General features: G+C 31.5%; 19 protein-coding genes. 5 read left to right on the top strand and 14 right to left on the bottom strand.

Annotated features, from left to right (window positions below):
• The 3 genes from B4L98_RS11095 to B4L98_RS11085 all read right to left on the bottom strand — a co-directional run.
• A partial coding sequence (locus tag B4L98_RS11095; RefSeq protein WP_291078228.1) for a catalase occupies nucleotides 1–1,171 on the bottom strand: 1,171 nt, incomplete at its 3' end.
• Nucleotides 1,172–1,550: 379 nt separating this feature from the next.
• Complete coding sequence (locus tag B4L98_RS11090) at nucleotides 1,551–1,961, bottom strand: hypothetical protein (RefSeq protein WP_291078226.1); 411 nt, start codon at nucleotides 1,959–1,961, stop codon at nucleotides 1,551–1,553.
• Between the two features lie 109 nt (nucleotides 1,962–2,070).
• Nucleotides 2,071–2,214 carry a hypothetical protein gene (locus B4L98_RS11085; RefSeq protein WP_286485259.1) on the bottom strand — a complete coding sequence of 48 codons (144 nt, stop codon included), beginning with the start codon at nucleotides 2,212–2,214 and terminating at the stop codon, nucleotides 2,071–2,073.
• Between the two features lie 674 nt (nucleotides 2,215–2,888).
• Here B4L98_RS11085 and B4L98_RS11080 point away from each other — a divergent pair.
• Together B4L98_RS11080 and B4L98_RS11075 are read left to right on the top strand one after the other, a co-directional pair.
• Nucleotides 2,889–3,740, top strand: a complete 852-nt coding sequence (locus B4L98_RS11080) for an SDR family oxidoreductase (RefSeq protein WP_291078225.1) — start codon at nucleotides 2,889–2,891, stop codon at nucleotides 3,738–3,740.
• A gap of 6 nt (nucleotides 3,741–3,746) precedes the next feature.
• Nucleotides 3,747–4,091, top strand: coding sequence for a hypothetical protein (locus B4L98_RS11075; protein WP_291078224.1), 345 nt, complete (start codon nucleotides 3,747–3,749; stop codon nucleotides 4,089–4,091).
• Nucleotides 4,092–4,319: 228 nt separating this feature from the next.
• On the opposite strand, the gene B4L98_RS11070 is transcribed toward B4L98_RS11075, so the two are convergent.
• From B4L98_RS11070 to B4L98_RS11055, 4 genes are all read right to left on the bottom strand, one after another.
• Nucleotides 4,320–4,919 (bottom strand): Crp/Fnr family transcriptional regulator, encoded by a 600-nt coding sequence (locus tag B4L98_RS11070; RefSeq protein ID WP_291078223.1) that lies wholly within the window; start codon nucleotides 4,917–4,919, stop codon nucleotides 4,320–4,322.
• Nucleotides 4,920–5,110: 191 nt separating this feature from the next.
• On the bottom strand, nucleotides 5,111–5,677 hold the full coding sequence (locus B4L98_RS11065) for a ferritin-like domain-containing protein (RefSeq protein ID WP_291078222.1): 567 nt from the start codon (nucleotides 5,675–5,677) through the stop codon (nucleotides 5,111–5,113).
• 57 nt (nucleotides 5,678–5,734) lie between these two features.
• Nucleotides 5,735–6,367: a KGG domain-containing protein gene (locus B4L98_RS11060; RefSeq protein ID WP_291078221.1), complete on the bottom strand. Its 633-nt coding sequence runs from the start codon at nucleotides 6,365–6,367 to the stop codon at nucleotides 5,735–5,737.
• A gap of 439 nt (nucleotides 6,368–6,806) precedes the next feature.
• Nucleotides 6,807–7,433: a hypothetical protein gene (locus B4L98_RS11055; protein WP_291078220.1), complete on the bottom strand. Its 627-nt coding sequence runs from the start codon at nucleotides 7,431–7,433 to the stop codon at nucleotides 6,807–6,809.
• A 489-nt stretch (nucleotides 7,434–7,922) separates the two neighbouring features.
• Between B4L98_RS11055 and B4L98_RS11050 the strand changes: the two genes are divergently transcribed.
• Entirely contained in the window at nucleotides 7,923–10,208 is a 2,286-nt protein-coding gene (locus B4L98_RS11050) for a GH92 family glycosyl hydrolase (protein ID WP_221855892.1), read from the top strand.
• A gap of 85 nt (nucleotides 10,209–10,293) precedes the next feature.
• Nucleotides 10,294–10,425 (top strand): hypothetical protein, encoded by a 132-nt coding sequence (locus B4L98_RS11045; RefSeq protein ID WP_257468234.1) that lies wholly within the window; start codon nucleotides 10,294–10,296, stop codon nucleotides 10,423–10,425.
• A gap of 46 nt (nucleotides 10,426–10,471) precedes the next feature.
• On the opposite strand, the gene B4L98_RS11040 is transcribed toward B4L98_RS11045, so the two are convergent.
• Entirely contained in the window at nucleotides 10,472–10,906 is a 435-nt protein-coding gene (locus B4L98_RS11040; protein ID WP_125350278.1) for an FKBP-type peptidyl-prolyl cis-trans isomerase, read from the bottom strand.
• Nucleotides 10,907–10,993: 87 nt separating this feature from the next.
• Here B4L98_RS11040 and B4L98_RS11035 point away from each other — a divergent pair, with 87 nt between their 5' ends.
• Complete coding sequence (locus tag B4L98_RS11035; RefSeq protein ID WP_286496263.1) at nucleotides 10,994–11,890, top strand: hypothetical protein; 897 nt, start codon at nucleotides 10,994–10,996, stop codon at nucleotides 11,888–11,890.
• Nucleotides 11,891–11,942: 52 nt separating this feature from the next.
• Here B4L98_RS11035 and B4L98_RS11030 read toward each other — a convergent pair whose 3' ends face one another.
• The 6 genes from B4L98_RS11030 to B4L98_RS11005 all read right to left on the bottom strand — a co-directional run bounded on the left by B4L98_RS11030 (nucleotide 11,943) and on the right by B4L98_RS11005 (nucleotide 18,627).
• The gene (locus B4L98_RS11030; protein WP_291060361.1) at nucleotides 11,943–12,698 is read right to left on the bottom strand and encodes an enoyl-CoA hydratase/isomerase family protein; all 756 of its coding nucleotides are present in this window, start codon (nucleotides 12,696–12,698) and stop codon (nucleotides 11,943–11,945) included.
• A gap of 208 nt (nucleotides 12,699–12,906) precedes the next feature.
• Complete coding sequence (paaZ, locus tag B4L98_RS11025; protein ID WP_219035116.1) at nucleotides 12,907–14,958, bottom strand: phenylacetic acid degradation bifunctional protein PaaZ; 2,052 nt, start codon at nucleotides 14,956–14,958, stop codon at nucleotides 12,907–12,909.
• Nucleotides 14,959–15,109: 151 nt separating this feature from the next.
• On the bottom strand, nucleotides 15,110–15,703 hold the full coding sequence (locus B4L98_RS11020; RefSeq protein ID WP_219035117.1) for a transferase hexapeptide repeat family protein: 594 nt from the start codon (nucleotides 15,701–15,703) through the stop codon (nucleotides 15,110–15,112).
• 81 nt (nucleotides 15,704–15,784) lie between these two features.
• Complete coding sequence (gene pcaF / locus B4L98_RS11015; protein WP_286496259.1) at nucleotides 15,785–16,990, bottom strand: 3-oxoadipyl-CoA thiolase; 1,206 nt, start codon at nucleotides 16,988–16,990, stop codon at nucleotides 15,785–15,787.
• A 51-nt stretch (nucleotides 16,991–17,041) separates the two neighbouring features.
• A complete protein-coding gene (gene paaI, locus B4L98_RS11010) occupies nucleotides 17,042–17,455 on the bottom strand; it encodes a hydroxyphenylacetyl-CoA thioesterase PaaI (RefSeq protein WP_286496258.1) in 414 nt (137 codons plus the stop codon).
• 14 nt (nucleotides 17,456–17,469) lie between these two features.
• Complete coding sequence (locus B4L98_RS11005; protein ID WP_291078219.1) at nucleotides 17,470–18,627, bottom strand: 3-hydroxyacyl-CoA dehydrogenase NAD-binding domain-containing protein; 1,158 nt, start codon at nucleotides 18,625–18,627, stop codon at nucleotides 17,470–17,472.
• Between the last annotated feature and the right edge of the window lies 1 nt (nucleotide 18,628).

Raw genomic sequence — 18,628 nt, 5'->3', positions numbered from 1 at the left:
CTTTTTGATTATTATGCTTTTGATTTAATGGTCTATTAATAGGAATTTCATGAAAGTTGGCTCCACCTAATCTATAATTCTGTGTATCCATATAAGAAAAAACACGACCTTGCAGTAAAGGATCATCCGATAAATCAATACCTGGGATAATTCTTCCAGGGTCAAAAGCCACTTGTTCTGTTTCTGCAAAAAAATTGTCAGGATTGCGATTAAGTGTCATCGTACCAATGATTTTAACTGGTACTAATTCTTCAGGAATTATTTTTGTAACATCTAATAAATCAAAAGAATATTTTAATTCATCTTCTTCAGGAATTAGTTGAACACCTAAATCCCATTGCGGAAAATTACCTGCATCAATAGCTTCCCATAGATCTTGACGGTGAAAGTCAGAATTAAATCCGGAAATTTTTTGAGCTTCGTTCCATGCTACAGAATGCACTCCTAATCGTGGTTTCCAATGGAATTTAACAAAAGTAGCTTTACCTTTCTCATTGATCAATTTAAATGTATGTACGCCAAATCCTTCCATCATTCTCAGGCTACGAGGAATTGCTCTATCAGACATTGCCCACATAATCATATGTGCTGATTCTGGCATCAAAGAAATAAAATCCCAAAACGTATCGTGAGCTGAAGCAGCTTGAGGAATTTCTTTATCAGGCTCTGGTTTTACTGCATGTATTAAATCAGGAAAATTCATAGCATCCTGAATAAAAAATACAGGTATATTATTCCCAACTAAATCATAATTACCATCTTCTGTATAGAACTTTACCGAAAAGCCTCTAACATCTCTTGCTAAATCTGTAGATCCCTTAAATCCAGCAACAGTTGAAAAACGAATAAATAGTGGAGTCGTTTTACCTTTTTGAAGAAATTTTGCACATGTATATTCACTAATATCCTCATGTATTTCTAATATTCCGTGAGCTCCACTACCTCGAGCATGTACAACTCGTTCAGGTATTCTTTCTCGATCGAAATGACCCAACTTATCAAAGTATATATGGTCTTGTTGTAAGGAAGGTCCTCTATCTCCAACTTTTAAGGTGTTATTATTATCATAGATTGAGACACCATCATTCGTTGTTAATTTTTGATTAGTGTTATCAACTGAAAACTGATTCATTTGTTCAATTTTAGAATTTGAACTTTTAGCTTTTTTCATATGCAATTTATTAATTAGTAAGTTTTAATGAATAAGAATTGATAAAGAACCCAATAAGGAAAAGGAAAAGGAAAATAAAATCAACATAAAAACAATCACCTTATTGACACTTATATGTTTAAAATATAATTTAATAAACTATCTATCAACTAAAGTGCCATTTTTTTCGAATAATGATAAATATATCAAATTATAAAAATTTTAATAGTATATATATTATATCTACTAAAAATAATCTTTTATTATATTGTTTTTAAACAACATAACTGGTAATCTCATAATATATAGCCCATCCGATAAACAAAAGTATAAATATCCATATCCAATAAGGAATTGTTTTAGGTGTTTTGCTACCATTAATTAAAAAATTTTTTTGATTTCATTTATCGTAAGCATTTATCATAAGTAAAACAGTTCCATTTAAAATAGACTTAATTTGAAAACTTGAAGTTCTTCTTTTAACAGGAAAAAATCTCAGCTCTTCAACTATATTTATATTAATATTTCTTACAATACCTTCTTCATCCGAAACAATGTAATTCTCTGAAAGGCTATGTGATGTAAGATTTAATTTTAAGGAATTTTCTTTTTGGTTATAAACTAAACGTTCTTCTTCAGAAAGGCTTTCTAGTTTTTTTTCAAGTTCACGTGTTTGTTTTCGTTTTATTAAAGTACTATGAATCCCTAAAAATCTAAAAATAATGATAAGCAAGCCTGAAAAGACAATTGCAAATATTAAAAAAATAGTAATTTGAACTCCATTTTCTTGTAGTAATGGTCCACCTTCCATAATCGAAGTATTAAAATTTAAATATTAAGATCAAATACATAATTAATCTCTTTAATAAAATAGAGAATTCCTAATATTTATAGGAATTCTCATAACACAAATAGATATTTTATCGACTTCTCTTAATAGAGTCAACATCGTAAGATGTGCTGTCAACTGGAAGTATTGTATCAGAAGAGTCAGGAGACATTGGATACTCACCTGATAATATACTATCATGTGTAATAATAGAATCTTTATGATTCGGTAACACTTCATTACTTTGTTTACAGCTAATAGTTGTTAGAACGAATAAGAATGTTATGACTGCAATAGTTTTCATAAAATATCTTTTTGTGGTTAAACAATTCACAATGACAATCGATTTATCATATTGTGTGTCAAAATTAGAAGTAGAAAACTGATAAGTTTATGATTGTACTCATAAATGGATATAAAAAATCAAAGTAAATTGGTTAAAATAACCTTAAAAAGTTAGGATATGTTAATAGACAAAGATTTATTATTTGAATTTGGTGCAACTCGCCAAACCTACAAATCAGGAGAATTTATTATTAAAAAGGCATAACAGCATAATTTTATCTACAAATACAAAGTGGAAAAGTTAAGAGAAAAAATTATCAACACGAAAAAATAGTTTTATAAACTCAACTTTCTAAAGGACAAAGTTTAGGTGAGTCATTTCTATTTTCGGAAGATCTATATACTATTACAATACAGGCAATAGAAGATTGTGACGTAATAAAATTAGAGAAAGTAAGTTTTCATAATCTTTAAAAAAACATCATCATTTATATGGTATTATTTGTAAATGTATGAGCGAAAAATTGTTTCATAAATTTATTATGATTCAAAATTTATTAATCAGAAAACTTGGAATAAATAATTATAAGTGAATATTTTTTATAAACATTAAAACTAATAAAAATGAAAAAATTACAACAAGCAAATCAACAACAAACTAGACCAGGAAAAGAAAAAAAAATGAAACCAATTCCCGAGACAGATCCCATTATATATTCGCAAGGAGGTAAGTTAGCAGGAAAAACAGCCTTAATAACAGGTGGCGATAGTGGAATTGGAAAAGCTACAGCTTTACTTTTTGCTAAAGAAGGTGCTGATATCGTAATCGCATATTTAAATGAAAAGGAAGAGGCATTATCGACTAAAAAAGAAATTGAAAAATTTAATGTCAATTGTAAAATAATAAAAGGTGATTTATCCATTGAAAAAAATTGTAGAATTGCAGTTGAAAAATCGATTGAATCGTTTCATAAAATTGATATATTAATTAATAATGCAGCTTTACATTGGGAAAGTGAAACATTAGAAGAAATTTCAACGAAACAACTAGAAAATACATTTAAAAACAATGTATTCTCATATTTCTGGATGACAAAATACACTTTACCTTATATGCAAAAAGGAAGTACCATCATTAATACCACTTCAGTTACTGCTTATAGGGGAAGTCCAAAATTAATTGATTATGCTGCCAGCAAAGGAGCTATCGTCTCATTTACAAGAAGCTTATCTGCTAATTTAGTAAAAAAAGGAATTAGAGTAAATGCTGTTGCACCTGGTCCTGTTTGGACACCTCTTATTGTATCTTCTTTTGAACCTGAAAAAATTGCGACATTTGGAAGTGACAAACCTATGGAAAGAGCTGCTATGCCAAATGAAATTGCTCCTGCTTTTTTATTTTTAGCTTCAGAAGATGCTCGTTTTATTACGGGACAAGTAATCCATCCAAATGGTGGAGAAATCATAAACGGCTAAAGAAATATGAAAAAATTAGATTATACTCATTCAGAACATGAGTTTTTATGTTTAATTAATGAATTTATTTTTGGATCTACAACTGCACATTTGATTCTTGATCCCCCATTTATTATTAAATCGCTTGAGAAAATTAGTCAAACTACTTTATGTAAACAAAAAAAAGAATTTTTAAAAAATATAATTACTGACTACAAAACATCAGTATTCGAATTTCTTGACAAGAATAATTATTCACATGGAGAAATCTGTCTAACAAAAAAAATGTTAATTCATTTTTATTCAAACTTTTCTTACAATAAGGTAAAAAAAGAACAAGAGTTAATAAAATTGATACATAGAGATTTATAAATAATATTAGCCCATTATTATTTGTATACAATTAATAATGGGCTAATAAAAATAATCAAATTATTTTCTACTATTTCTTCTCTTTTTTCTTTTTTTGAGCCAAAAAAATAAAAATATACATCCTCCTATAAGCATTATTATATAAGCAAATATATGAAGGCTAGATAAAAAAAATTCTTTAAATTGTGGGAACATAATAGTTATTTTTAGGAGTTTAACAAATTCTTTTTAATACAGTATTTTTCCCTTTTGTAACCTTAACATATTCTGAGATTCCATTAACTTGACCGTTCGAATTACAGTTTCTACACACATTCCTGTTATACCAGCTAATTGCTGTCGTGTTAAATCTATTTTAAAAGAAAAAGGTACTGTTGATTCTATAGCATTATTTTTCAAATAATCCAATAATCCTTTCATTCTAATAATGGGATTATTAATGGAATTATTTTGCATCATAAGAAACTTATAATGCAATTTCTCTGACATACAACGACTAAGATTTATGTATATGCAAGGATTAGATTCCAATAATTCTAAAAAATTAGTTTTACTTAATCTTATCAATAGGGTATCTTCTAGAACTTGTGCGTTCATCGGGTACAATCCTTCTAAAAACAAGAAACATTCTCCTACGCTATTTCCTGGTAATAGAATGTTTTGTATAGATTCTTTCCCTTCTTCATTAAAATGATTAACTTTAACTTTTCCTACAATAATCTGATAATAAAAAGAAGGATGAGCACCTTCCGTAAATACAGTTTCTCCATTCTTAAAATAGACTCTTTCAGCACCAAACTGATACAATAATTTTTCATCAATAAGCATAGTATTAATCTTTTGTGGTTTGTTTTTAAAGTATAGTAATAGAGACAGAAATCGTTTTAAAAAGATTCAATAAATATGCCACAGGATAAATCAGTATGTTAAACTTTCTGAGTATAATCCTTTTCAAATAAAAAGATCTCTTATTAATATTTATTCATAAAAAAATATTAATAAGAGATTTAATCACAAAACTAATTTTCTTCTTCCGCTTCAAAATTGATTAAAGTTTCAGCAATTTCAGTAAGATTATCATGCGTTTCTTCTTCTTCAGACAATGTTTTTTCAAGTAAATCAGCAACCTTTTCATGTTCCATTGTCAAAGCTAACTGCACAAGTCCTCCATACGTTGCAATTTCATAATGTTCAATTTTTTGAGCTGCAATAATCAAAGCTGCGTCACGCGTCATCGACCCGTCTTTAGTAGATTTTATAATCTCTTCTGCCTCTTTTATTAATCCTTTTATCGCTTCACATTCTTTTTTATCTGCTTTTTCATCGAGTAAACTAAAAATTTTTTCTAATCGGCTGATATGCTTTTTGGTTTGTAATTGATGATCCTCAAAAGCATCTTGAAGCTCTTCAGTTGTAGCAGATTTTTCCATTTTTTCTAATCCATCAATTAATGCATGTTCAGCATAGTATATGTCTTTAAGTGCAGAAATAAAAAATTTATGCAATTCTGATTTTTTCATTTTATCATCAATGTTTTCGGTTGATTTATCCATTGAATCAATTTGTTGGGACTCTTTCTTTGTCATAATTATTCACTTTTTTATATAAAAATTGCCCCTCCTAAAAGAGGCAATACAAAACAATTAACCATTTCTTCTACCTCCAAAACCTGAACGGCTTGAATTTGAAGAACGCCCGCGTTGATTAGAAGATCGTCCACCTCCATGGGATGCTCTACCTCCCATACGCGCAATACGCGTACGTTCTGCTTTACTCATTGAAGCAAATCCTCTTTTTGAAGTTCCCGATCCACTCTCTGAATTTCTGCTATTCCCACTTCTTGATGAATTGCTTCGAGAACTAGAAGAAGAATTAGAAGTAGATCTTCTGTTATTAGTTCGTGATGATGAAGAACGGTTACCACGAGCAGAAGATCGATTATTAGAAGAAACAAATCTACCCATACTATCTCGTTGTGGCGTATTTCTTCTATTTCCTCTCCTATTATCCTGATAATCTTCATCCTCATAATCTTCGTCTTCGTAATCATCATCGTCATAGTCATAGTCATCATCGTCATAGTCATCATCTTGATAACCGCTTATAAAATCATCATAGTCTTCTTCATAATCAGAAAAATCATCATCATAATCTTCATCTTGTGATGCATCATTAAAACCATGATCATAACCCAGCTGATAAATTTCTTCTAAGGTTGATTTAGCATTGTTTGAATTACTATGCGAATTGTGGTTGTTTGAATTACTTCTTTTCATAATTGTAGTTTTGTAATTTATGACACAAATTGACTAGTATTTATTATGGCATAAATTGGATTTAACTTGTATTGAAATACTAATTAGATTTCATTCTATGGCTAAATTATTCACATAAAGATTGTGGTATTATGACTCAAATCATATTAGTATAAAAAGCTTTTCAATTCTTAAAATCAATACATTAAAAAAAATACCCGCAATATTTAGCGGGTATTAAAAAAGAATAAAACATTAATAAATGTGATATGTAAAAGTAATTAATTTAACCTCGTTTTTTTCCAATAAGGAGTCGTAATACTAAGGAAATAAAAGCCATAAATAATAGAAAATGTACAATTCCATGATAGCTTATACCTAATCCAAAGTATATTAATCCCCAGAAAATTATTAGAATGGTTGCTATTAACACAAATGTATTTCTCATCTCAGTTTTAACTTAAAAGTTAATTAAGCCTTCACATAAACATTTCCATTCTAATTTAGCTATTCCAAACATTCCTCCTAAAGCAATAATGAAGTTTCTAAAAAAATTAATTAAGTTTGTATGACTTAAATTAGGATGTTCATTTCGACCATATACTCCTATTTTGATTAAATTATTATCTTTACTTATTCGAAAAGTTGAGGTCGACTTTTTACTATAAAAATGAGCAATTAATTTGCTGTTTTTTTTATTTGGAGAACTAGATGGGGAACAAATAAAAGACAAACTTGCTTGATTGTAATCAATAGATTTTTGCTCGCAAATTGATACTATTTTTACCCAATCAAATCCATTTTCACCAAAAGTTCCAGGTCCTGGTATATCAATTCGTATATAATCTCCAACAATTGGTAAACGATTAACATGAGCTCCACTTTCGTCAAACAATCTAAAATCAGCAGAAGATTCACCACAGAAATGTTTCCAATTATTTATAGAAAGAAATCTACATCTTAGTATTTGGTAACAATCATCAATTAATCCATTATCATTGAAATATCTATTACTTTCTGTATCATGAAAGCCTCCTCCTATTTGTTTTGGAATTTCATCATAAGTTTTTGTTAGATTTTTTTTCATCTTTTACATAATGTATGAATTAACATTAACGAAATTAGCTGCATCTATTTCATATATTTATGATTGAGGTCATATTTTTAGTAAAGAAATTTTTAAATTATATATTGTTCTTTAAGGTTGAAGATAATTGTACTTTAGAAAAAGTAAAGAAAAAGATCTTTATTTTAATACTTCCTAATCTAAAAAATATTCTACTTTTATTAGTAGCTTTTTTAGGGAAGATTACATTACAATCTATTAACTTGAAACCGTAAATTTATAAAAAATGTAATCAGGATATTTTGAGGCTGAATAATAAGGTTTTGTATATTAGATTTTTTTGAAAAAAGGGGATTATGTAAATTTAGGAACCTGAATTCCGACATTGCTTGCTAATTATATTCCCGAAATGATTTTATAAAAAATAAAGATTCGAAAGGAAAGTTAAAAAGCTTTCCTTTTTTTATGCTCGATTTGTTTAACTTTATTCAAATTAATACTTAAAAATCGATGCAAACAAAATTAGTAATCGCTCTACTTTCACTCAATTCTCTTGCTTTTGCGCAGCAACAGAATTTAGTAAAATATGTCAATCCCATGATTGGAACAGAAAAAATGGGACATACTTTCCCTGGCGCAACTGTTCCTTTTGGCGCTGTTCAATTAAGCCCAGAAACAGATTCTATTCCTTATGCTATCAACCACAAATACAATCCAAAAGTTTATGATTATTGTGCGGGTTATCGTTTTGAAGATAAAACAATAACTGGATTTAGTCATACACATTTTAATGGAACAGGACATTCTGATTTGGGTGATTTCTTAATTATGCCAACCGTTGGAAAATTAAAATTAAATCCCGGAACTGCTCAAAATCCTGATAGCGGTTATCGTTCTCGATTTTCGCATCAAAACGAAACTGCCGAAACTGGATATTACAAAGTCAAATTGGATGATTATAATATTTGGGCAGAAATGACCGCTTCTACTCGAGTTGGTTTTCATCAATATACATTTCCAAAATCGATTGATTCGCATATTATTTTGGATTTGAATGCTGGAATTTATAATTATGATGACAAAAATACATGGACGTATGTTCGCGTGGTGAATGACACATTGATTACGGGTTATAGACAAACACGAGGTTGGGCAAGAAATAGAACGGTTTATTTTGCGATGACTTTTTCAAAACCATTTAAAAATTATGGACAGAAAAATGAAGACGGACAAGTTGATTACAAAGGTTTTTGGCGTAAATGGAACGAAACTCAGAATTTTCCATTAATCGAAGGAAAAAAGATCAAAATGTATTTCGATTTTGATACAGAAAAAGATGAAAAAGTAAAAATCAAATTTGCGATTTCTCCAGTCAGTCAAACCAATGCGTTAGAAAATCTGACAACAGAAATTCCACATTGGAATTTTGAACAAGTGCGTAACGAAGCAAAAGAAAATTGGAACAAGGAATTGAATCGAATTCAGATTAAAGCTTCAGAAAATGATAAAATAAATTTCTATACAGCGATGTATCATACCTTCATCAATCCGACAACTTATATGGATGTGAATGGGCAGTACAAAGGTTTGGATCAAGAAATTCATCAAGCCAAAGATTTTACAAATTACACCACTTTTTCACTTTGGGATACCTATCGTGCACTGCATCCGTTGTTCAATATCATTCAACCAAAACGCAACAATGACATGGTAAAATCGATGATGAAACATTATGAGCAAAATCCAATAAAAATGTTGCCAATTTGGTCGCATTATGCCAACGAAAACTGGTGTATGAGCGGCTATCATTCTGTTACAGTTGTTGCAGATGCGATTGTAAAAGGTGTTTATAACGAAGATGCAAATGCTGCTTTGGACGCGTGTATTGTTACGGCAAATAAACGTGATTATGAAGGAATTGGCGATTATATCGACAAAGGTTATATTCCAGCTGAGAAAAATGGTACATCAATTTCGAATACGTTAGAATATGCTTTCGATGATTGGTCGATTGCGCAAGCTGCAAAAAAATTGAATCGAATGGATGTATATGAAACATTTATGAAGCGTTCTGAGAATTGGAAAAATAATTATGATACTTCGATTGGATTTATGCGTCCTCGATTAGCGGATGGAAGTTTCAAGAAAGAATTTGATCCATTGAATACACATGGACAAGGTTTTATTGAAGGAAATTCGTGGAATTTTAGCTTTTTTGTTCCTCAAAATCCAAATGGATTAATTGAAGCAATGGGTGGAAAAAAGAAGTTTGGAGCAAAATTGGACAAATTATTTACGATGCATTTGCCTGACGAATATTTTGCGGAAACAGAAGACATTACGCGTGAAGGAATAATTGGAGGTTATGTTCATGGAAATGAGCCGGCACACCACGTTGCGTATTTGTATAATTGGGCGGGACAAGCGTGGAAAACACAAGAAAAAATCAGAATGATTTTGGATATGCAATACAAGCCAACGCCTGATGGTTTGGGTGGAAATGATGATACTGGACAAATGAGTGCATGGTATATTTTTAGTGCTTTAGGTTTTTATCCTGTTCAGCAAGGATCGACAGATTACGCAATTGGGAGTCCTTTGGTAGATCATGCTATATTGAATTTAGAGAATGGAAAACAATTTGAAATTGAAGTGAAAAATCAATCGAAGAAGAATGTTTACATCCATAAAATAGAGTTGAACGGAAAGAGTTTTTCATCTTTTAATTTGAATCATTTTGATATTGTTAATGGCGGAAAAATCATTTTTTATATGAGTGACAAACCTAAAAAATAAACGTTAAATATTTTATAATTAAATAAATAAGTTTGACTACTTGAGGAATAATGATTAATTTAAATCAAATTTAAAACCAAGAAAAATGGCTAAAAAGGCAAAAAAAGAAGAAAATCATTTACAAGTTTTAGTGGATAAATTAAAAGATCCAAAACATAAACAATTAGTTCAAACCAATCGTTTAAAGAAAAAACGTCGCAATAACGCAAAAAATTAAGCATAAAAAAACCTCCAAAATTTGGAGGTTTTTGTTTTTTAATATTTTATAAAATCCCCATCAACTCTACTTCAAAGATCATGGTAGAATATGGTCCTAATTCTTTTGAAATTTCGCGATCTTTATAACCAATTTCTGGTTTTACAACAAATCTAAATTTACTTCCAACTGGCATTAATTGTACTCCTTCCGCCCATCCTTTTATTACATTTTCCAAAGGAAAAGCGGCTGGCTTCTTACGTTGAACCGAACTATCAAAAACTTCACCTTTGATATTTGTTCCATGATAATGACACAAAACTGTATCGGATAAAGTTGGCTTCACTCCTTCGCCCAATGTGATTATTTCGTACAATAATCCGCTTTCAGTTTCGGTTACACCTTCTTTCAATTTATATTCTTCTCGAAAAGCTAAACCTTCAGTTTTATTCTTTTCAATCAATTCTTGTTTGCGTTTTAGTAATAATTCAGCTACTCCCATACCACAAATTTAAAAGGAATATTTTTAATTATAGCATATTAATCATTTCTACAAATTAGTTTACTTTTAATGAAATTATACAACTAAATGAAAAAGATAATATTTTCGTTACTTTTTACTATTATTTCAATTGTAATTTTCGGGCAGAATATCGTAAAAGAAATACCATTTCGATTAACAAAATACAACAATATTTTAGTACCAGTTATTATCAATCAAAAAGATACGGTGCAATTGATGTTACATACAGGCTCTGATTATATTACAATTATTGAAGATTCGTATAAAAAAATGAAATCTATTTCGATTTCTGATACCTTAAACAATGTGACATCTTGGGCTGGATATTCGGATATGAAAATGAGTCAAAGCAATGTGATTAAATTTGGTAATGAAGAGTTCAGCAAAATTCCAATTTTTATTGACAAACAATCTGGACATGAGAGTGATGGAAAAATTGGTTTGAAATTTTTTGAAGGAAAATATTTAGAAATCAATTTTGATGAGAATAAATTATATGTTTATGATAAAGCTCCTACCAAACTAAAAAAGTATACAAAATTAAATTCGAGATATTCTCAAGAAACACTGTATATAAAAGCTTTTCCATTTATTGACAAAAAACCGATTGAAACAGAGTTTATGATTCACACAGGTTTTTCTGGAGCATTGATGATTTCGGATGATTTTGCCAAAGAAAATAAATTATTAGAAAAATTTGAAATTATTGGAGAATCAAAACTAAATGATGCTGCTGGTAATGTAATACTTTCCAAAAAATCAATTTTACCTAATTTCGAATTGGCAAATCAAACATTCAAAAATGTACCAATGTCATTTTTTGATAGTACAATAAAAATTCAACACAAAAATATTATGGGTGGCGATTTGATTAAACGTTTCAATCTAATTCTCAATCCAGAAAAAGATATTTTATATGTAAAGAAAAGTAAATATTATAAAGACGAGTATTTTAAATTATAAAAAAAATCCACTTCATTTTGAAGTGGATTTTTTTATAAACTATATTGTATTCTTATTTTGCTTTGAATTTGTTAATCGCGTTAATCGTAAATTCTGATAAAACTAATTCACCCGAAATTTTTGCACGCTCGATTAATAACTCATCCCAATTTTCTGTTCCTTCCCAAGAAACACGTTTCAAATGTTTCATTGCTTCTGGATTTGAATTAGCTAATTTTTTAGCTAAAATATCGATGCCTTCATCCATTTCAACTGCATTTGCATAAACTTCTGCATACAAACCTTTTTCTTTCGCCCAATCAGCCGACTGAAATTCAGTTGCATTAATCGCCATTTGTGTAAAAGCAGAATTTCCAACTTTACGTTCTACAGCAGGTCCAACTACAAACGGTCCGATACCTACTGCTAATTCTGATAACTTTACAGATGCAAATTCTGTTGCAAAAGTATAATCTGCTGCCGAAGCAATTCCAACTCCACCTCCGACTGCTTTACCTTGAATACGTGCTAAAACAAATTTTGGTGCTTTGCGAATTGCGTTGATAACATGTGCAAATCCTGAGAAAAATTCTAGACCAGTTTCACGATCTTTGATTGAAATTAATTCGTCAAAAGATGCACCAGCACAGAATGTTCTATCTCCAGCACTTTTTAAAACAATAACTTTTACTTCGTCATCGTTTCCTAATTTTTCAATTTCTGTTGCTAAATTTCTTAATTGAGAACCTGGCATTGAATTACTTTGCGGGTGAAAGAATTCAATTGTACCAATTCCATTTTGTATATCTGATTTTACGTATGCTTCCATATCTAATTTGATAATTTTTTTAAATGTGGTAATGAGCAAATTTAACTAATAAATTATTCATTATATGTTTAATTGTTTGAATCAAAACAATTAATAATTTGAGATGCTTCGACATGCTCAGCATGACAAATATTTCACGTAATTTTTCAATTTGAAAATGATTCTAAATCATCTTCTCATTAACAAATTACCACATTCTCACATTATATTAATCTTGATTTAATTTTTTAACCATTGTTAAAATTGTTGCAATACCAACTGTTTCTCCCGTTTCGTCGTAAATATCAACCAACCAACGAACAATTCCTTTTGCCACATCGTTTTCATCTTTTTTCTCTTGATCGATTTTTTCTTTACACGTAAAACGCACTCCAATTGTAGAACCTGGATATACAGGCTTCACAAAACGACATTCATCTAAACCATAGTTTAATAAAACTGGACCTTTTTTCGCTAAAACAAATAAACCTGCCGCTTTAGACAATAAATAGTATCCGTGAGCAACATTACGCTCAAAAATAGTTCCTTCTAAAGAAGTTGCGTCAACGTGTGCATAGAAATTATCGCCAGATAAAGCTGCAAATGCATTAATATCTGATTGTTGAATCGTATGTTTTGCTGTGATTAATGTATCACCAACTTTAACTTCTTCGAAATGCTTCGCGAATGGATGTTTATCTTCTTCGATATAATTTGCTCCATATTGGTATTGTTGAGTAACAGCTGTTAGTTTATTTGGAGAACCCTGGATTGCTGTACGTTGCATATAGTGTAATACACCACGCTTACCTCCCATTTCTTCTCCTCCACCTGCACGACCTGGACCTCCGTGTACTAATAATGGAAGTGGTGATCCGTGACCTGTAGACTCTTTGATACATTCTGCATCCAAAATAACGATACGTCCGTGTAAAGAACCTGCATTCAATACAAATTCTGTTGCGATATCATTATCCGCAGTAACAATCGAACAAACTAACGATCCTTTCCCCATACGAACTAACTCAATTGCTTCAGCAGTTCCGTTGTAAGGAATAATTGTAGAAACTGGTCCAAAAGCTTCGATGTTGTGAACATCAGTTTTATTGAATGGATCGTTGTTTAAAAATAAAATTGGAGAAATGAAAGAACCTTTGTTTTTATCAGCACCTTTCACTTCGAAATTATCTAAGTTTCCAAAAATAATTTCTTGCGATTTAGCTAATTCTTCTACTTTCTCACGAACTTCTTTAACTTGCGCTGCTCCCGCCAAAGCTCCCATACGAACACCTTCCACATTTGGGTCTCCAATTGTAGTCGTTGCCAAACGTTGTCCTAAAGCAATTTGTACATCCTCAACCAAATGAGCTGGAACCAACGCACGACGAACCGCTGTACATTTTTGTCCTGCTTTAGTTGTCATTTCACGTGTAACCTCTTTAATAAAAATATCAAATTCTAGTGAGCCAACTTGTACATCTTCTCCTAAAACACAAGCGTTTAAAGAATCTGCTTCTAAGTTGAATGGAACACCTTCTGAAGTAATTCTTGGATGTGCTTTTAACATTTGTCCTGTCCAAGCAGAACCTGTAAATGTTACAACATCTTCTGACTCTACATTATCTAAAATTCCGTTTGCTGAACCTGTGATTAATTGTAAAGCACCGTCAGGTAAAATTCCAGATTCAATGATTGCACGAACAACAGTTTCCGTTAAGAAAGAAGTAATTGTCGCAGGTTTTACAATAGCTGGAACTCCAGCCAATAAATTAACCGCAACTTTTTCTAACATTCCCCAAACTGGGAAATTGAATGCATTAATATGAATTGCAACACCTCGTTTTGGTGTTAAAATATGTGTACCTAAGAATGTTCCGTTTTTAGAGATTTTATGCGTTTCTCCTTCAACATAAAATGGTTGATCTCCGAATTGACGTCGTAAAGATGCATTGGCAAATAAGTTTCCAATTCCTCCTTCAATATCAACCCAAGAATCTGCACGAGTCGCACCTGTTGCCCAAGAAACCGTGTAAAATTCTTCTTTACGATCCATTAAGTATAAGGCTAATTTTTTCAACATTAAACCTCTTTCTTGGAACGTCATTTTACGTAAAACTGGTCCACCAACTGTACGTGCATAATCCATCATCGCACCGAAATCTAATCCAGCTGATGATGCAGTTCCTATTTCTTCGCCATTGATGGCGTTATATAACATTTGCCCTTCAGACGAACCTTTTGTCCATTGTCCTAAAGCATAATTTTCTAATTGTTTAGCCATTTTTATGTTGTTTGTGTATTTTTTTAGTTATAAGTCGTAAGTATTAAGTTATAAGTTTTTGTCATTCTGAGTTCATCTCAGAATCTCATTAAATTTAAGTGTGATACTGAAACAAGTTCAGTATGACATTTTACATAATACTTTTTACATTTTACTTACTTTCATTCCACGTTTTATAATTCGAAGCCATTGACTCGTAATAATAATCTGGAACTTCTGTTAATGGTTCACAAGGTTTTAAACTATCATGACAATCACTTGGTAATTGCATATATTGTTGAGTACCTTGATCTTTCCATTCGATCATTTGATCCGAAACTTGTTTTACGATTTTTGCAGGATTTCCAACCACTACACTTCTTGTCGGAATATGTGTATCAGCCTTTACAAAAGCTAAAGCACCAACAATACATTCGTCTTCTACCACAACATTATCCATAACAACTGCATTCATCCCAACCATACAATTACGACCAATTGTTGCGCCGTGAATAATTGCGCCGTGACCGATATGCGCTTTTTCTTTTAAATGAACTGTTGTTCCTGGAAACATATGAATCGTACAATTTTCTTGTACATTGCAATTATCTTCGATAATAATTTGTCCCCAATCACCACGTAACGCACAACCTGGACCAATGTAAACATCTTTCCCAATAATCACATTTCCTGTCACCACAGCTTGCGGATGAATAAATGCTGTTGGATGAACAACGGGTTTATATCCTTTGAATTCGTAAATCATTTTTCTAATATAGTTTTTCGTTTGACGAAATTCGAACTTAGTATTACTCGAAAAACTAACTTCGAATTTCGAATAACTATTTTATGCTCTTTCAATAATTACAGCGTAACCTTGTCCTAAACCGATACACATTGTAACCAATGCATAACGTTTTCCTGTAGCTTGTAATTCGTAAGCCGCAGAATTTAAGATACGCGCTCCTGACATTCCAAGTGGATGTCCTAAAGCGATAGCTCCACCATTTGGATTGATACGAGAATCGTTATCTACTAAACCTAATGCACGCGTACATGCTAAAGATTGCGCTGCAAAAGCTTCATTTAATTCAATTACATCAATATCATTCATTGTTAAACCAGCTTTTTCTAATGCAATTTTAGTTGCATTCACTGGTCCAATTCCCATAATGCGAGGCTCAACACCTGCAACACCAGAAGAAACAATACGTGCCATTGGTGTTAAACCAAAATCTTTAATCGCTTGTTCAGAAGCTAAAATATTCGCTGCCGCACCATCATTAAGCCCAGAAGCATTACCCGCAGTTACCGTTCCATCTGCTTTGAAAGCTGGGCGTAACTTTGATAAAATCTCCATTGTTGTATTATTCTTTGGGAATTCATCTATATCAAAAATAATAGCATCACCTTTACGTTGTGGAATAACAACAGGAACAATCTCTTTCGCTAAACGTCCATTCGCTTGCGCAGCAGCCGTTTTTTGTTGAGACCAAACCGCAAATAAATCTTGATCATCACGCGAAATATTATCACGCTCTGCTAAATTTTCAGCTGTATTACCCATTCCATCAACTCCCCACATTTCTTTCATTTTTGGGTTAATAAAACGCCAACCAAAAGTTGAGTCATAAATTTGTGCATCACCACCAAATGGAGAAGCCGATTTAGAAATTACTAAAGGTGCACGTGTCATCGATTCTGCTCCACCAGAAATCATTAATTGTGCATCACCAACCTGAATTGCTCTCGATGCTGCAATTGCAGCTGATAAGCCAGAAGCACATAAACGATTCACTGTTTCACCTGGAACTGTGTAAGGTAATCCAGATAATAAAGCCGACATACGAGCTATATTACGGTTATCCTCTCCTGCTTGATTTGCATTACCTAAAATTACATCGTAGAATGCAGCAGGATCAATTGATGGATTTCTTTTTAATAATTCGGCGATTACCATTGCCCCCATATCGTCTGGACGAACAGCAGATAATCCACCTTTTAATTTACCAATTGGAGTTCTAACTCCATCTATTATATATGTTTGGTTCATTGTTTTAAAGCTTTATGCCTAAAACATTATGCTTTAGGCAATTTATAAAATTTATTCTTCAATTAAAGGTTTACCTGTTCTAAAGCAAGTTCCTTTAAATAAAGCAATTAATTCATTATGTTGATTTGTAACTTTGATATCGTAAATACCTGTTCTTTTTGTCGAAGAAATCTCTTGCGATTCGATTGTAAAAACATCTCCATTGCGTCCAGCTTTCGTAAATGAAATATGAACATCTAAGGCTACAGAAATATTATTGTACATATTACAAGAAAAAGCAAAAGCAGAATCTGCCATCGCAAACGTTACGCCTCCGTGAACAGACCCTACTCCGTTCATCATTTCTGGGCGAATTGCTGCTTGTAATTTTGCATATCCTTCTCTAACTTCGATTACTTCTAAACCTAACCATTCACTAAATTTATCGTGGTCAAGCATTCTATTTAATAACTTTTGTGGTTCCATTTTTTTGATAATTTTTAGTAGAATGTTTTATTTTCTTTGACGAAATTTCTGATAATTGGACTTAAACGGTAACGATCTTCGTGATAATAATTGTACAATTCATCTAAATCATTTTGTACATTTTCCAGTCCATATTCATCCGCCCATTTCAATAATCCTTTTGGATAATTTACACCTTTTGTCATCGCCGTATCTAAATCTTCACGGTTTGCAATGTTTAAAAATAAAGCATCAGCTGCTTCGTTGATTAACATCACCAAAACACGTTTGTATATTTTTTCTAATAAAGCTTGATCTTGAGATGGTACTTTTTTCTCCACTCCTTCTGCATAATTGTAGAATCCTCGACTAGATTTACGTCCGTAATATCCAGCTTCGAATAAGCGTTTTTGAGAGAAAGATGGTTTAAATCTTGGATCATAAAAGAATGATTCGAAAACCGATTCGGTTACACGATAATTCACATCATGACCGATAAAATCCATTAATTCGAAGGGTCCCATACGGAAACCTCCAACAGAAGTCATCGCAAAGTCTATTGTTTCTGCATCTGCAACTCCTTCTTCTAATAAACGAATTGATTCGCTATAAAATGGACGAGCCACTCGATTGACAATAAATCCTGGCGTATCTTTCGTAATTACAGGTAATTTACCAACAGATTGAATCAAGGCTTTTACTTCTTCTGCTAAATCTTCTCGCGTTTGAACGGCTGGAATAATCTCTACCAAAGCCATTAATGGTGCTGGATTGAAAAAGTGAATTCCGATTACACGTTCTGGTTTTGAACACGCAGATGCAATTGATGCAATTGATAAAGAAGAAGTGTTTGACGCTAAAATACATTCGTCAGAAACGATTTCTTCCACTTGTTTGAAAACTGATTTTTTGATATCTAAGTTTTCAATAATTGCTTCAATCATTAAATCGATTGATGCAAAAGCTGTTAAACTATCTGCATATTCGATCTTGTTTTGAATTTCTTGTGCTTTTTCAGCAGTATATTTTTCTTTCGCCACTAACTTCTCGAAAGTCTTCGCTAAGTTTTGTTTAGAACGATCTAAAGCTTCTTTATTTGTGTCATATAAAACAACAGAATGACCAGATTGAGCAAAAACTTGCGCAATTCCAGAACCCATTGCTCCACCACCAATAATTCCTATTTTTTTCATT

Source organism: Empedobacter sp. UBA5528, from assembly GCF_002426075.1.
Taxonomy (GTDB): domain Bacteria; phylum Bacteroidota; class Bacteroidia; order Flavobacteriales; family Weeksellaceae; genus Empedobacter; species Empedobacter falsenii_B.
This window is presented reverse-complemented; position numbering and strand designations above follow the sequence as displayed.

Excerpts from the sequence above, each read along its gene's own strand:
- B4L98_RS11090 (WP_291078226.1), bottom strand. The coding sequence starts at position 1,961 with ATGGAAGGTGGACCATTACTACAAGAAAATGGAGTTCAAATTACTATT.
- B4L98_RS11080 (WP_291078225.1), top strand. The coding sequence starts at position 2,889 with ATGAAAAAATTACAACAAGCAAATCAACAACAAACTAGACCAGGAAAA.
- B4L98_RS11075 (WP_291078224.1), top strand. The coding sequence starts at position 3,747 with ATGAAAAAATTAGATTATACTCATTCAGAACATGAGTTTTTATGTTTA.
- B4L98_RS11070 (WP_291078223.1), bottom strand. The coding sequence starts at position 4,919 with ATGCTTATTGATGAAAAATTATTGTATCAGTTTGGTGCTGAAAGAGTC.
- B4L98_RS11065 (WP_291078222.1), bottom strand. The coding sequence starts at position 5,677 with ATGACAAAGAAAGAGTCCCAACAAATTGATTCAATGGATAAATCAACC.
- B4L98_RS11060 (WP_291078221.1), bottom strand. The coding sequence starts at position 6,367 with ATGAAAAGAAGTAATTCAAACAACCACAATTCGCATAGTAATTCAAAC.
- B4L98_RS11055 (WP_291078220.1), bottom strand. The coding sequence starts at position 7,433 with ATGAAAAAAAATCTAACAAAAACTTATGATGAAATTCCAAAACAAATA.
- B4L98_RS11050 (WP_221855892.1), top strand. The coding sequence starts at position 7,923 with ATGCAAACAAAATTAGTAATCGCTCTACTTTCACTCAATTCTCTTGCT.
- B4L98_RS11045 (WP_257468234.1), top strand. The coding sequence starts at position 10,294 with ATGGCTAAAAAGGCAAAAAAAGAAGAAAATCATTTACAAGTTTTAGTG.
- B4L98_RS11040 (WP_125350278.1), bottom strand. The coding sequence starts at position 10,906 with ATGGGAGTAGCTGAATTATTACTAAAACGCAAACAAGAATTGATTGAA.
- B4L98_RS11035 (WP_286496263.1), top strand. The coding sequence starts at position 10,994 with ATGAAAAAGATAATATTTTCGTTACTTTTTACTATTATTTCAATTGTA.
- B4L98_RS11030 (WP_291060361.1), bottom strand. The coding sequence starts at position 12,698 with ATGGAAGCATACGTAAAATCAGATATACAAAATGGAATTGGTACAATT.
- paaZ (WP_219035116.1), bottom strand. The coding sequence starts at position 14,958 with ATGGCTAAACAATTAGAAAATTATGCTTTAGGACAATGGACAAAAGGT.
- B4L98_RS11020 (WP_219035117.1), bottom strand. The coding sequence starts at position 15,703 with ATGATTTACGAATTCAAAGGATATAAACCCGTTGTTCATCCAACAGCA.
- pcaF (WP_286496259.1), bottom strand. The coding sequence starts at position 16,990 with ATGAACCAAACATATATAATAGATGGAGTTAGAACTCCAATTGGTAAA.
- paaI (WP_286496258.1), bottom strand. The coding sequence starts at position 17,455 with ATGGAACCACAAAAGTTATTAAATAGAATGCTTGACCACGATAAATTT.
- B4L98_RS11005 (WP_291078219.1), bottom strand. The coding sequence starts at position 18,627 with ATGAAAAAAATAGGAATTATTGGTGGTGGAGCAATGGGTTCTGGAATT.